The organism is Bacillus sp. RC242, assembly GCF_044908245.1.
Taxonomy (GTDB): domain Bacteria; phylum Bacillota; class Bacilli; order Bacillales; family Bacillaceae_G; genus Bacillus_A; species Bacillus_A mycoides.
In genome coordinates this window covers 1-14,063 of the sequence record NZ_JBIYCZ010000026.1, presented here as the reverse complement: position 1 = coordinate 14,063, position 14,063 = coordinate 1, and the positions used below count along the sequence as shown (strand labels likewise).

General features: G+C 35.7%; 11 protein-coding genes. 7 read left to right on the top strand and 4 right to left on the bottom strand.

All coding sequences use genetic code 11. The features are described from left to right. The first annotated feature begins 19 nt into the window (after positions 1–19). The 3 genes from gerLA to ABH957_RS28300 are packed head-to-tail and all read left to right on the top strand — an operon-like array spanning position 20 to position 3,770. On the top strand, positions 20–1,498 hold the full coding sequence (gene gerLA, locus ABH957_RS28310) for a spore germination protein GerLA (protein ID WP_113937938.1): 1,479 nt from the start codon (positions 20–22) through the stop codon (positions 1,496–1,498). Then, on the top strand, positions 1,499–2,620 hold the full coding sequence (locus ABH957_RS28305; protein ID WP_113937939.1) for an endospore germination permease: 1,122 nt from the start codon (positions 1,499–1,501) through the stop codon (positions 2,618–2,620). Then, complete coding sequence (locus tag ABH957_RS28300) at positions 2,604–3,770, top strand: Ger(x)C family spore germination protein (protein WP_113937940.1); 1,167 nt, start codon at positions 2,604–2,606, stop codon at positions 3,768–3,770. The genes ABH957_RS28305 and ABH957_RS28300 overlap by 17 nt, the downstream gene beginning before the upstream one ends. 201 nt (positions 3,771–3,971) lie before the next feature. On the opposite strand, the gene ABH957_RS28295 is transcribed toward ABH957_RS28300, so the two are convergent. Genes ABH957_RS28295 through ABH957_RS28285 form a run of 3 tightly spaced genes read right to left on the bottom strand, consistent with a single transcriptional unit; the run spans position 3,972 to position 6,326 of the window. Continuing rightward, a complete protein-coding gene (locus ABH957_RS28295) occupies positions 3,972–5,372 on the bottom strand; it encodes a nucleoside recognition domain-containing protein (RefSeq protein WP_113770285.1) in 1,401 nt (466 codons plus the stop codon). Further along, positions 5,350–6,072, bottom strand: coding sequence for a FeoB small GTPase domain-containing protein (locus ABH957_RS28290; RefSeq protein ID WP_404512767.1), 723 nt, complete (start codon positions 6,070–6,072; stop codon positions 5,350–5,352). Before ABH957_RS28290 ends, ABH957_RS28295 begins: the two co-directional genes overlap by 23 nt. Then, positions 6,069–6,326 carry a FeoA family protein gene (locus tag ABH957_RS28285; RefSeq protein ID WP_002090873.1) on the bottom strand — a complete coding sequence of 86 codons (258 nt, stop codon included), beginning with the start codon at positions 6,324–6,326 and terminating at the stop codon, positions 6,069–6,071. The genes ABH957_RS28290 and ABH957_RS28285 overlap by 4 nt, the downstream gene beginning before the upstream one ends. Before the next feature lie 500 nt (positions 6,327–6,826). Here ABH957_RS28285 and ABH957_RS28280 point away from each other — a divergent pair, with 500 nt between their 5' ends. The 4 genes from ABH957_RS28280 to ABH957_RS28265 all read left to right on the top strand — a co-directional run bounded on the left by ABH957_RS28280 (position 6,827) and on the right by ABH957_RS28265 (position 10,277). Further along, entirely contained in the window at positions 6,827–7,726 is a 900-nt protein-coding gene (locus tag ABH957_RS28280; RefSeq protein ID WP_113937941.1) for a phosphate ABC transporter substrate-binding protein PstS family protein, read from the top strand. A gap of 71 nt (positions 7,727–7,797) precedes the next feature. Then, complete coding sequence (pstC, locus tag ABH957_RS28275) at positions 7,798–8,688, top strand: phosphate ABC transporter permease subunit PstC (RefSeq protein ID WP_012260333.1); 891 nt, start codon at positions 7,798–7,800, stop codon at positions 8,686–8,688. A 2-nt stretch (positions 8,689–8,690) separates the two neighbouring features. Beyond that, the gene (gene pstA / locus ABH957_RS28270; RefSeq protein ID WP_002010630.1) at positions 8,691–9,611 is read left to right on the top strand and encodes a phosphate ABC transporter permease PstA; all 921 of its coding nucleotides are present in this window, start codon (positions 8,691–8,693) and stop codon (positions 9,609–9,611) included. Between the two features lie 138 nt (positions 9,612–9,749). Further along, positions 9,750–10,277, top strand: a complete 528-nt coding sequence (locus ABH957_RS28265) for a P-loop nucleotide/nucleoside kinase family protein (protein WP_404457211.1) — start codon at positions 9,750–9,752, stop codon at positions 10,275–10,277. Positions 10,278–10,325: 48 nt separating this feature from the next. Here ABH957_RS28265 and ABH957_RS28260 read toward each other — a convergent pair whose 3' ends face one another. After that, a complete protein-coding gene (locus ABH957_RS28260; protein ID WP_404512765.1) occupies positions 10,326–13,370 on the bottom strand; it encodes an efflux RND transporter permease subunit in 3,045 nt (1,014 codons plus the stop codon). Positions 13,371–14,063: the final 693 nt, after the last annotated feature.

The window sequence follows — 14,063 nt, the reverse complement described above, 5'->3', positions numbered from 1 at the left end:
TTGTTGAAAAGGAAGTTAGGTGGGGAAATTGTTAGAGCTAAAAGGTAACTTGTTTGAAGTTATGAAGGAAATTAGAGATGAGTTAGGTTCACCTAATGATTTAACAATTAGAGAAGTTGCTCTTGCTGGTAGTTTTACACGTTGTGCGGTTGTTTTCTTATGTGGATTGACAGATAAGGATAATGTTTATAAATATGTAGTTCGTACACTTCAATATGAAGAAATACCAAATGAAGCAGCTGTGGTTCAGACATTATTGGATCGTTTTATTTCTATTGCAGAAGTCGGTATGAAGACGACTTTTCCAGATATTATAAATGCGGTTTTAGCAGGAGATACAGTCATATTAATTGATAATATTCAAACGGCTATTGTTGTTAACAGTAGGGCTTGGGAGAAAAGAAGTCTAGAACCGCCAGTGACAGAAGATTTAATTCGTGGACCGAGGGTTGGGTTAAATGAAGATATTAATGTGAATAAAATGTTAATTCGCCGTGGTTTACGTGATCCGAAGTTACGGTTTCAATCTTATATTATGGGGAAGCGATCGCAGAAAGAAGTAACCCTAGTATATATAGAGGATATTATTAACCCTTACATCGTAAACGAGCTAGATCGGCGTCTTCAATCAATAGTGACAGATGTCATTTTTGAGACAGGAACGATTGAGCAATTAATTCAAGATAATAATTTATCGCCGTTTCCGCAGTTTTTAAATACAGAAAGACCAGATAATATAGTGGCTGCATTGGCGAAAGGGAAAGCGGCCATTTTAGTAGATGGGTCACCATTTGCTCTTATAGCTCCACTAGTATTTGTTGATATTTTTCAATCTGTAGAAGATCATTATGAGCGTTGGATAATTGGAACGTTATTAAGAATGTTACGTATGGGATCAGGTATTGCTGCTGTTTTATTACCTGCCATGTACGTAGCGCTTGTATCGTATCATCAAGGGCTTATTCCATCTAAACTAGCTTATTCCATTGCGGGAGCGAGAGAAGGGGTACCGTTTCCTGCTTATATAGAAACGTTAATGATGGCATTAACGATGGAATTAATACGAGAAGCCGGGATTAGGCTTCCGAAACCGATGGGACAAACAATTGGCATCGTAGGCGGTCTTGTAATTGGAGAAGCGGCAGTAAATGCGGGGATTGTAAATCCGTTTTTAGTAATTATTATTGCGGTTACCGCAATTGCTACATTTTCACTTCCTGTATATAGCATTACGATTACATTTCGAATTTTACTTTTCGTCTTCGTGTTAGCTGCAACTGCTTTTGGGTTATACGGAATCATTTTAGCTCTTATTGCACTTGCAATCCATATTACAAATTTAAAGAGTGTTGGGGTACCGTATACAACACCTATTGCTCCTGCTTTTTATAAAGATTGGGAAGAAGAATTGGTTCGTCTACCAAAATCAATGTTAAAAGAGAGACCAGAATATTTACAAACGAAAGACTCTACACTACGTCCAAAGGAGCGAGAGTAATTGAAGCCATTTGAATATGGGGATGAAGAAATTGGATCTCGGGAACTTGGTTTTGCGGTATCGTCAACAATTATCGGTATAGGTGCATTATCTATGCCTCGAGATATTGCTGACCAAACTTTATTTTCGGATGGTTGGATTATTTTGCTTTTGGGTGGATTGATATGTGCGGTTTTAGGTTGGTTTGTAACGAGGATAGCTATTTTATTCCCAAAACAAAACTTTGTTCAATATACAAGTGCACATTTGACGAAGCCTGTTGCATACACAATTAGTAGCATTTTAGTATTAACATTTGCTGCTTTGACAGCATATGAGGCCCGGAAAATTTCAATTATTTCACAAACTTATTTATTTAGTGATACACCAATACAATTGTTATCCTTCTTTTTTTTGTTAGTTGTTGTTTATGGAATTGCTGGATCTAGGGCTGCTTTATTAAGGTTAAATGTTTTATTTTTACCAATCGTTTTAATTGCGATCGTGCTGCTTTCTTTATTGAATGTGAACTTAATGGAAATAGATAATTTACTACCTGCTTTTCAAACGGACGTAAGTAAATATGCTGTTGGGGTTAAAAATTCTATTTTTACGTTTATTGGATTTGAGGTAGCGCTATTTTATGCAGTGATGTTAAACGAGACAGCAAAAAAGGCGCCGATGGCAGTTGCAAAAGCTGTGATGGTAAACGTATTGTCTTACATTTTAATTTATTTAACTTGTATTAGTGTTTTTACATATATGACAACCCGGGGATTAACATATCCAACGATTGAATTGGGGAAGGAGATTGAAATTGGTGGGGGGTTTTTAGAAAGATTCGATGCGATCTTTTTTACTACTTGGATTATTACTATTTATAACACTACAGCAATGTATTATGACGTTGCATCTCTATTGTTTTGCGCTATGTTTCCGAAAGTTAAGAAACATATTTTTATTTTCGTAAGTGCTCCTATGATTTTTATGCTGAATATGATCCCTGGTAATTTAGATACTTTATCAAATTACGGAACGTATTTAGCTTGGATAGATATGGGCTTTGTCGTGTTAGCACCTTTGTTAGTTTTTATTGTATATAAAATAAAAAGAAGGAATGGTAGAAATGAAACACCTTCTTAAAATTATAATGGTTATGGTTTTAGCTGGATCTATAAGTGGGTGCTCTGAGCTAGAAGAAATAGAAGAAAGAGGATTTGTAGTAGGTGCAGCCTATGATATTGTGAAAAAAAAGAAATCGAATCCAATTATAAAAGGGACGTATCAGATGGTACTTCCCAGTAAGCTAGCACAGCAAGGTGGCCAAGGCGGTGGAGATAGTGAAAATTATATTAATGTTAGTGCGAAAGCAGATAGTGTCTTTGAGCAAATACGAATTATTGCTAAAAAAATTAGTCGTTCATTATTCTTTCCGCATATACAAGTGATAATTTTTTCTAAAGATTTACTAGCGAATCCATATGTTTTACAAAATACGTTAGATGTATATATTCGCGATCATGAGATGAGAAGAAATATTCGTTTGTTCGTTTCTAAGAAAAATGCAGAAGCTATTTTAAAGCAGAGTGCCAAGCCTGAGAACTTACCGGCACAGTATATTGATATGTTAGCTGAGCATCCTCCGAAAAATGCCCAAATGATTGAGGCTGCAAGAATTGGTGAGGTACAGCAAAAAATGATTGCTAACCGAAGTTTCGTATTACCTATTCTTGAACTAACAAAACAAGGGGTGCAAATGAACGGGGCGGCGTTATTTCGTGGGAAGGATAATAAGTGTGTAGGTAGTTTGAATGGAGAAGAAACATTAGGAATGAATTATGTAATAGGTAAAAAAATTGGAGGGTTCTTTACTATCCGTAAACAAGAGCAGCTTATTACATATGAAATTCATAAGATGCACCGAAAGATTAAAGTATCTACGGAAAATGCTACAAAACCGAAGTTTGATATCCATTTATCTTTGGAAGGGACCTTAGCAGAGTTGCATTTTAGTGATCATAAACAAATTATGAATGAAAAGCGATTAAAGAAAACCATTGCGGAGGAAATGGAGAAGCGTATCCAAAAATCTATTAAGCTTGTTCAAAAAAAATATAAGGTAGATGTATTAGCGTTAGGGGAAGTATATAAGAGGCATAATTATAAAGAATGGAAGAAGATAGATAAGAATTGGGATCAAGGTGAAAATTATTTTAGTAATGCTGAGGTTACTGTTCATGTTCATCCGACAATTGAGCATTCAGGTTCAGCTTTACCGAAGAGAGTGAAATAAGGTGATTTAAGTTGTTTACTGGACTAGGAATTAGTTGCACGATATTAATGGCGGTTCTTCCGGGAGCCATATACTCCATTCATAAAAAACTCACAACGTATGGAGCTCAGCCGTGGAAAGAAAAAAAGAAACCTGAATAATTTCAGGTTTCTTTCGCGCAAAGCATATGTGAAGGGGGATACCTTCTATGTATGCTTTGCTTTATACAAGCCCTAACCAATGTACCAATTGTGTAGAGAGGAATGTAACAACAATGGCAATAACAGTAGGGATTGCAAACGATAAAAATGTCCATTTTGCACTTTTTGTTTCTTTATATATGTTAACTAGTGTTGTTCCACAAGGGAAATGAAGGAGTGAGAACAACATTGTATTTAACGCTGTTAACCAAGTCCAACCATTTTCTAAGAATAGATTTTTAATTTGATTAAAATCATCTATTTCAGTTAAAGCGCCAGTTGATAAGTAAGACATTAATAAAATCGGAATAACAATTTCATTAGCTGGTAGTCCAAGAATAAACGCTGCTAGAATAAATCCGTCAAGTCCTAACATTTTAGCAAATGGATCTAGGAAGTTTACAAAATACATAAGTAAGCTTGTGTCACCGATGAAAATATTAGCAAGTAACCAAGTTAATGCAGCTGCAGGGGCAGCTACAACTACAGCTCGTTTTAAAACATATATTGATTTATCGAGTGTTGCGCGTACAATTGTATTCCAAACTTTTGGCTTACGGTACGGTGGTAACTCAAGTGTGTAGTGAGTCGGAACACCTTTTAAAGCTGTTTTTGATAGTACCCAAGAAACGGTTAATGTCATAATGACACCAATTACAACCATTCCAACTACAACGCCAGCAGTAACAAGTGTTTGCATACTACCTGTATAACCAGCAGCCATAAATAGTGAAGCCATTAAAATTAACATAGGCCAGCGCCCATTACATGGAACGAAGTTGTTTGTTAAGATTGCAAGCATACGTTCACGTGGTGATTCAATAATACGTGTTGACATAATGGCAGCTGCATTACAACCGAATCCCATTGCCATTGTTAAAGATTGCTTGCCATGTGCACCAGATCGTTTGAATAAGCGGTCCATGTTAAATGCGACACGTGGTAAATATCCGTAGTTTTCTAATAGTGCGAACATAGGGAAAAAGATTGCCATAGGTGGTAACATAACGCTTATAACAGCACTGGTACCACGGAATAAACCAAGTATTAAAATGCCATGTAACCATTCAGGTGCATGCATTGCTTGGAACCAAGATGTTAAATATCCTTCTACCCAGCCAAAGAACTTAGCGATCATATCAGAAGGTACGTTAGCGCCTGCAATTGTGAGATAAAAAATAATAGATAAAATACCGAGCATAATTGGGAATCCCCAGATTGGAGATGTGAAAATTTTATCTAGCTTTTCGGAACGATACAATTTATCGGTATTTGTATATTGGACAGCTTCTTTACATATACTTGCGGAGGTTCGATAAATATCTCCGACAATATCATCTCGTATATCTTCTTTTGAAAGTGTTTGTGCATGTTGAACAATATAGTCCAGCGGAAGAGCTTTACTGGCTGAGTGAGATTCCATTTATTATGACCTCCCTTACAAGTGGTTCGTTATGATGTTTTTGAAGTGCAGTTAAGAAATTTTTATCTCCATCTAAAATACGTAACGCAATCCAACGTGCTGGATACGTATTGCCGAACACTTTATAAATTTGTGGTTCTAATTCTTGAATCATATTTTCGATTTTTTCATTATAAGTAATTTTAATTGGTGTTGGAATGAGTTTTTTATTTGCTACTTTAGCGATGATATTTAGCAAATGACCAATGCCTACTCGGTTGCGAGCAGAAATCTTCACTACAGGTACACCGAGTGATTTTGCTAATTTCTTTTCGTCAATAATGATTCCTTTTTTCTCCGCTTCATCAATTAAGTTAATACAAATGACCACATCGTTTGTCATTTCCATCACTTGGAGTGCTAAATTTAAATTTCTCTCCATTGCAGTTGCATCTATAACAACTACAGTTACTTCTGGTTTTTCAAATATAATATAATCTCGTGCTACTTCTTCATCTGCCGAATTTGAATACAGTGAGTAAGTTCCAGGTAAATCTATTATTGTATATATATTTCCGCCATGCTTATATTCCCCTTCAGCCTTTAAAACAGTTTTTCCCGTCCAGTTTCCAGTATGTTGTTTTAAGCCTGTTAAAGTATTAAATAATGTACTTTTTCCGGTATTCGGGTTACCAGCTAACGCAATGCGATGGTTACTCATCTGAAATCATCTCCTATTAATACCCCGAAAATAAGGGAGCTTTCTTCACTACGCAGTGCAATAGTTGTGTTGCTTACTTGATAAGCGACTGGGTCTCCAAGTGGGCTGCGTTGTAATACTTTAATTGTCGCTCCAGGAAAAAAGCCTAAATCTAATAAACGTCGTTTCATAGTTCCTTCTAATTGTATCTTCTCAATTTGTACAAATTCCCCTGTTCTGAATTCGGAAAGGGGTTTAGTATTAGCCGATACCATAAAAGTTACCTCATCTCTATATTTTTAGTTTTAGTTTAAAAAGTTTCCTTAGGTAAACTTTTTGATACTAATATATTAGACTACATTTAATGATGCTGTCAATTAGTACTTTAAAAATATTCAAATATTTTTAGAATTGTTCCAATTTATTTAGTTGTACCGAAAAATATTACTGGAATTCTTCTTAAAGTAAGAGTGTAAAAGCTTAAAAATATAGGGGAATTGTAAATGTAGTTTTAACCTAAAGGGAAAAATACAGAAAAACATTTACATTGAATTTACATTGTTAAGATTAAATTTACAATACTACGTGTTTAGTGTGGGTTTTGTTGGCTTTTTCAACTGTAAATGTTGGAATGTCTAGCTTTTAGGGGATGTTATCTCTATTTACTTAAACTTAAAAATTGCTTAACACTCACATAATATTGTTGTCCTACAATGAATTTGTGTTCGAAAGAAGATGAATTCGAAAAGTGATAATCCAAATGGGGGTACAAGACATGGTTATTAAAAAGGGTATTAAATTTTCTTTAGCGGCTTTAGTTGTTGCAGGTGCATTAGTTGGATGTGGAAAAGCAGAAAGTACGGATAATAAGGAAGCTGCTAAAGGTAGCGATGCAAAACAAGAATTATCAGGTACGATTGCAGCGGCTGGCTCTACAGCTCTTCAACCTCTTGCGGAGGAAGCTGGAAAGAAATTCATGGAGAAAAATTCAAAAGTTTCTATTCAAGTTCAAGGTGGCGGTAGTGGAACTGGGATTAACCAAGTAGCATCTGGTGCAGTACAAATTGGTAACTCAGATGTTCCAGCTGGAGATAAAATAAAAGATGCTGAAAAAGCAAAAGAATTAGTAGATAACAAAGTTGCGGGTATCGCATTCGCACTTGTCGTAAATAAAGATGTAAAAGTTGATAACTTAACAGTAAAACAAGTGCAAGATATCTTCACTGGAAAAGTAACGAACTGGAAAGAAGTAGGCGGAAAAGATGAAAAAATCAATGTAATTAACCGACCAGCTTCATCTGGTACACGTGCTACTTTTGAAAAGACAGTGATGAAAGACGCGAAGATTAATGATGGAACTGGTACAACACAAGATTCTAATGGTGCTGTAGAGCAAGCGATTAACTCTACTCCAGGTTCAGTTAGTTACTTAGCAATGTCTTACATGGTTGGTGAGAAAAAAGGTGCGTTACAAACGGTTAAAATTGATGGATCTGAACCGAAAGTTGAAAATATTTCTGCTGGTAAATATCCATTCTGGTCTTACGAGTACATGGTAACTAAAGGTGAGGCAAAAGAAGCGACAAAAGCTTACATTGATTATGTAAAAGGTAAAGATTTCGAAAAACAAGTAGAAGATATGGGTTACATCCCAATGTCTAAATTAAATAAGTAATAAAATTTTATGGGGCTGGCTGCAAGGCCAGTCCTGTTCAATGCAATCTATGAAGTGGGGTCTGTCCTGTGATGAAGGGGAAAAAACAAATTAATTACGTAAAGAGTGAATATATAGGTAGATCACTTGTTACGTTTTGCGGTATCTTTATTGTTTTTATTACATTAGCTATTATTGCGTTTATTTGCGGCAAAGGAATTCAATCTTTCACGCAAAGTGGTATCTCATTTTCTGAGGTCTTAACTTCGACAAACTGGAATCCAAATGCTGATCAAGGTACGTATGGTGCTGTCATCTTTATTGTCGGTTCGACGCTTGTGTCGTTAGGTGCTGTTGTCATTAGTGCACCAATTGCTATAGCTCTTGCTATATTCATGAATTTAATTTCGCCGAAGTTTGGGAATAAAGTATTAAAGCCTGTTTTAGAATTATTAGTTGGTATTCCATCAGTTGTATACGGATTATTAGGGGTTACGATCTTGGTTCCTCTATTACGAGATTCATTCGGTGGAGTGGGATTTAGTTTAATTGCGGGTATTATTGTCCTGAGTATTATGATTTTACCTACTATTGCTAGTATTGCCTCTGATGCAATACGCTCTGTTCCGTTTGATTACTTGGAAGCTTCTTACGGTCTAGGATCGACGAAATGGCAAGCGATTAGCCGAGTTATTGTTCCTGCTGCAAAACAAGGAATTTTAACAGGTATAGTTTTAGGATTAGCGCGTGCTTTTGGTGAAGCGTTAGCGGTTCAAATGGTAATCGGGAACACGATTAAATTACCGGAAGGAATATATAGTCCAACAGCAACGTTAACAGGTATTCTGACAATGGATATGACGAATACATTGAACGGAACAGCTTGGAACAATGCGCTATGGACGTTAGCAATGATTTTACTTGTTATTTCATTCCTGTTTATTTTAGTAATTCGAGCGATTGGTCAAAGAGGTGAGCGATAATAATGAATGCAAGAACGGTAAATAAAGTTTGGACAGGTATCTTTTATGGGGTTGCAGCTTTAGTTGTAGCTTTGCTGGCTTTTTTAATGTACGAAATTCTGCAAAAGGGATGGGGATTTTGGGATCCTAGTTTCTTATTCGGAGAACCAAGCAATACAAGAGCTGGTGGGGGAATTGGTCCACAGTTATTCAATTCTTTCTACATGCTTGTTATAACACTTATTATATCTATTCCTCTTGGACTAGGGGCTGGAATATATTTAGCGGAGTATGCAAAACAAGGTCGTTTTTTAAGTTTTGTTCGTTTATGTATTGAAACAATGGCGTCTTTACCTTCTATTGTTGTTGGACTATTTGGCTTATTAGTATTTGTTACCATGACAGGCTGGGGATATACAGTAATGGGTGGAGCTCTTGCTTTAACTATTTTGAATTTGCCTGGTTTAACACGTGTTTGTGAAAATGCGATTTCTGAAGTTCCTCATAATGTAAAAGAGGCGAGTCTTGGACTAGGTGCAACGAAATGGCAAACAATTGCCCGCATCATTATCCCGTCTTCGTTACCACAAATCATTACAGGTATTATTTTAGCGGCAGGCCGTATATTCGGTGAAGCTGCGGCGTTAATTTATACAGCTGGTTTAACATCACCTATTTTAAATTCAGCAGCGGACTTCTCGAGCCCCTCGCATCCTTTAAATCCATTTAGACCAGCTGAAACGTTAGCTGTTCACATTTGGAAATTAAACTCTGAAGGGATTATCCCGGATGCGAAGTTAATTGCAACAAAATCTGCAGCTGTATTAATTATTATGGTATTACTCTTTAATATCATTTCTCGTTTCGTAGCATCTGTATTACACAAGCGTTTTACAGGAGCGAAAAAAAGTCGTAAAACGACGAAGAAGGTAAAAGCGGCATAAATTGAAGATGAAAACTCTCTGTTTATAAAACAGGGAGTTTTTTACGGTCATTTTGTTGCTGGAAGGAAAAGAAGGAGAGTTGTTGAATAGGTAATTTGATATGTGGATATTCGGATGAAAATAGGGAGGGGTTTGAAGGTGTTTTTTCTGCAAATGTCGGGATTTCCTGGATCAGGGAAGTCGACTCTTTCTAAGTATATCGCTAAGTTAACAGGTGCTGTTATTGTAGATCATGACGTCGTGAAATCAGCTTTATTAAAATCATTAAAGGCAAAAGGTGTTGAACCAACAGTGGTTGGGGGGATCTCCTATGATATTGAGTGGGAACTGATCGGTTTTTTGTTGGAGCAAGAGCACAGTGTGATATTAGATAGTCCATGTCTCTATGAAGGGATGGTTAAAAAAGGAATAGATTTATGTCAGAAACATGGTGCTACATATAAATATATTGAATGTTATCTTAATAATATAGAAGAAATTAATCGTAGGTTACAAACGCGTGAACGTAAGATAAGTCAAATTACAAAAGTAGAATCAGAGGTAGCATTTAAAAAATGTCTGGCTGGCAGTAAAAGGCCTTTACATGGTGAATATCTTATTGTGGATTCTGGAGAGCCGCTAGAGAAGTATGGTAAAAAAGTGATGGATTATATTATGGATAGATAGAGGGATAAAAAGGCGTTATCTTCATAATTGAAGATAACGCCTTTTAGTTTAAATATCAGGTGTTTCTGTAGAAGTGCTTATTTTTCTGCGGGAGCGTCTTTTTCTCCCGATTTTATCTAATAGTTCATACATAACGGGAACGACTACTAATGTAAGAACGGTTGAGACTGCCAAACCACCGATTACAACGACGGCCAGACTTTTCGATACCATACTTCCTGCTTGAGATTGCCCGAAGAGGAGTGGTAGCATAGCGACGATTGTTGTTATAGCTGTCATAATAATTGGGCGTAATCTAGTAGATCCTGCTTCTAGTAAGGCTTCTCTGGTTTCCATACCGTTTTCCCGATTTTGTTGCACTCTTTCTATTAATACAATAGCATTTGTAACGACAATCCCGATTAACATTAATGCGCCGATTAATGAATTTACGTCAACAGGTGTTCTTGAAATGATTAATCCTAAAATACCGCCGACAGCAGCTAATGGTAAAGAGAATAAAATCGCGAAAGGAGCACGTGCTTGCCCGAATGTGATAACCATAATTAAATATACAATCCCGATTGCGATCCCCATAATTTTGAATAAATCTGTGAAGTTCTCTTGCATAGATTCAGTAGCGCCTGCGACATTTACTTTTGCTCCGTTAGGTAAATCTAAGTCGGTTATAGCCTTATTTACTTCTGCGCTTACTTTACTTAAATCTTCACTTGAAGCTTCTGCAGTAATTTGTATCGTTTCTTTCCCATCTTTATGGAAGATTTCTGTTTGAAGTTGCTTTTCTGAAATAGTTGCAATGTCTTTTAAAGGAATAGGTCCGTTAATAGGTGATAGTATGTTTGTGTTTAAAATATCTTCTTGTTTGTTAATGGATGCCTTTTTATGTTCTATCATAATGATTGTTTTTTCATTATTGATTGAGATTTCCCCAATAGGAGATTTCTTCATAAGGAATGATACTTGTTGTGCTACTAATTCTGGTGTTAAACCGAGTTGTTCCGCTTTTGTTTGATCGATATGAATTTGCCATTCTTTTTTAGAGTCTTCCATATTTGTTTTTACTTTAGAGAGATCGTCCATACCTTTTAGTTTTGTTTCGACGATGTTAGCGGCCTTTTTTAAATTTGTTTCGTTAGTAGCGGTTACGTTAAATTGTAAGTTGTTTCCGCCTCCAGAGTCAGAGTAACTCGTTTTTATATAATCAAGTTCAGCTGGTTCAAAAGTATTATGAGCCTTTTTTAATTCTTTAATATATTGGTCGATATCAGATCCTTTTTTAAAGACTACAAATATAGTTGCAAGATTGTTTTGAGTTGTCTGTCCCCATTGTGCATCTTCTGCGCTAGATCCCATTCGCAAAATAACATCTGTTACATCAGAATTAGAGAGGAGTTTCTTTTCGAAATCAAAGGCTTTTTGTTTTTTAGCTTCAGAATCATAATCACCTGGAAATGTCATGTTAACGGAAAGCATTGTATCGTCCTCAGACTTTATGTTAGCTTTCGGAAGTAGTATGTAGGCTGCAATTGATCCTGCAAATAATAAAAAAGAAGTGAGTAGAATGATAAACTTATGAGAAAGAGCCCACTTTAATGTAGCGACATATCGCGGTGAAGAATGTGAATTGCGACGTTTGGTTTTTTTGAGCAGTAAAAAAGCCATAAGTGGAACGACTGTTAATGCCACAATTAAGGAAGAAAGTATAGAATACACAACTGCTAATACCATAGGTAACATTAGTTTTCCGATTACTCCCGATACGAGACCGATAGGTAAAAAAACGGCGACTGTCGTTAAAGTAGAAGAGGTAATTGCGACGGCGACCTCTTTTGTTGCATCGAGAATAATATCTTTAGAGAAAGATTCTTTTTGTAAACGACGGAAAATATTCTCGATGACAACGATACTATCATCGACGAGACGTCCAACTGCAACGGCTAAGCCACCAAGAGTTAGAATGTTAAGTGTGATGTTAGATTGATGGAGTAAAAATAGTGTTAATAAAATAGATAATGGAATACTAACGACAGCGATGAGTGTTGTTCGGAAGCTGCGTAAAAAGATTAAGATAATGAGAGTTGCAGCAATTGCCCCAAGGATTACTTCTTTTCCCATACTAGTAACAGCATTTTCAACTTGCTCATGAGTTGAAGCTAAAAGTTTAATAGAGAATTGATCTTTATATTGCTTGCTTATATCTTTAATCTTTTTATCAATCTCTTTTCCGATTGCAACCGCATTTTTACTCGGCTCTTTCATGATGATTAATCCTGTTCCTTCTTCCCCGTTTATGTGCGAGATTGTATCGTAATGTTGTTTTAATTCAATCTGAGCAACATCTTGTAATTTTACTTGAGGTGTAACGGTGATGTTTTTTATGTCATTTACATTTTTTATATCCCCGATGACACGAAGATTGTATTCTGCCTTATTAACGGTAATTGCTCCGGCTGGAGTGGAAGTTTCTTTTCCTTGTAAAACTGTTAATACTTGCTGTGATGTTACGTTTTTATCTTTTAGTTGGTTAGGATCAAGTACGATGGATAATTCGGAAGTTGATTTTCCGAAAAACATAACATTGGCAACACCATCAATGCTTTCGAGTTGTGGTACGATTTCTTTCTCAATTTGTTTTTCGTCAGCTTTTGAAAATCCGTTTTGCTTCTGGATGGTAATTTGAGCGAGTGGAATCATAGAAGTGTTTAATTGGCTAACAACAGGTTTAGTTACATCTTTAGGTAATTTAATCGTATTAATTGTTTTTTCGACTTCGCGTGCCGCGTCTTTCATATTTGCCTTGGATGTATATGCAATGTCGATGCGTGATAATCCCTCATGTGTGGAAGAAGTGATGCCATCGATATGTTCTAAATTACGAAATTGTTTTTCAAGGGGATCAGTTACGTCCTTGGTCATCGTTTCAGCATCGAGCCCTTGAGATAATGTCGTAACAGTTATTGCAGGGTTATCGATGCTTGGTAAAAATTCCATAGGTAATTTAGAGCCGGAATAAACACCGAGTATGGAAATGAGAAAAACCATGATAATAATAGCGGCTCGGTTTTTTAATGAAAATTTTGTTAACCTATCCATAAAATAATTCCTCCATTAGTTTATTTATAGTTTTGTGGGCACTTTCTTACTATATAACAAAAATTGGATATCTTTCATTAATTAAATGTAAAAAAATTCTAACAATAATCTTAAGTTAATATTTCGAGGGGAAGTTTGTTATTTGTGGAAGCAAAATTCCTGATTGGAGAGAAAAATCAGGAATTAAAGTTTTGCTCTAGTATAGTGGCCTCGTTTTTTGTTACTCTACATTTAAATAATTATTTGTCCTTCTTAAGTAGAACTATGGTAATTATAAAATTTAAAAAAGAGAAGACTAAAGGTTAGGAAGTTATTGTGAAATACTGCCTGGTTGATGATAGTGTATAGTAACTTGTATACAATCAAAATGAATGTTTTTAGTAGAAAGGATAAGGGTTCTTTCTATAGAAGAAAGTAGGATAGATAACTTTTTGTATTTTTTTATAAAAAATACTTGTTATTTAAAAACCATGATGGTATATTAATAAACGTCGCTGATGCGGAAACGCAGAAAACGACAAAAAAGAAAATTAAAAACATAGTTGACATCGAAAAATGAAGATGTTAATATGATGAAGTCGCTTTTGAAGCGGCAGACAAGTTCTTTGAAAACTGAACGAAACAAACAACGTGAACGTCAATTTTTATTTTTAGATGCTAGACAAACTAACTTTATTGGAGAGTTTGATCCTG

What these genes read in the sequence shown, in the direction of transcription:
- ABH957_RS28300 (WP_113937940.1), top strand. Translation starts at nt 2,604, where the DNA reads ATGAAACACCTTCTTAAAATTATAATGGTTATGGTTTTAGCTGGATCT.
- ABH957_RS28295 (WP_113770285.1), bottom strand. Translation starts at nt 5,372, where the DNA reads ATGGAATCTCACTCAGCCAGTAAAGCTCTTCCGCTGGACTATATTGTT.
- ABH957_RS28290 (WP_404512767.1), bottom strand. Translation starts at nt 6,072, where the DNA reads ATGAGTAACCATCGCATTGCGTTAGCTGGTAACCCGAATACCGGAAAA.
- ABH957_RS28285 (WP_002090873.1), bottom strand. Translation starts at nt 6,326, where the DNA reads ATGGTATCGGCTAATACTAAACCCCTTTCCGAATTCAGAACAGGGGAA.
- ABH957_RS28280 (WP_113937941.1), top strand. Translation starts at nt 6,827, where the DNA reads ATGGTTATTAAAAAGGGTATTAAATTTTCTTTAGCGGCTTTAGTTGTT.
- pstC (WP_012260333.1), top strand. Translation starts at nt 7,798, where the DNA reads ATGAAGGGGAAAAAACAAATTAATTACGTAAAGAGTGAATATATAGGT.
- pstA (WP_002010630.1), top strand. Translation starts at nt 8,691, where the DNA reads ATGAATGCAAGAACGGTAAATAAAGTTTGGACAGGTATCTTTTATGGG.
- ABH957_RS28260 (WP_404512765.1), bottom strand. Translation starts at nt 13,370, where the DNA reads ATGGATAGGTTAACAAAATTTTCATTAAAAAACCGAGCCGCTATTATT.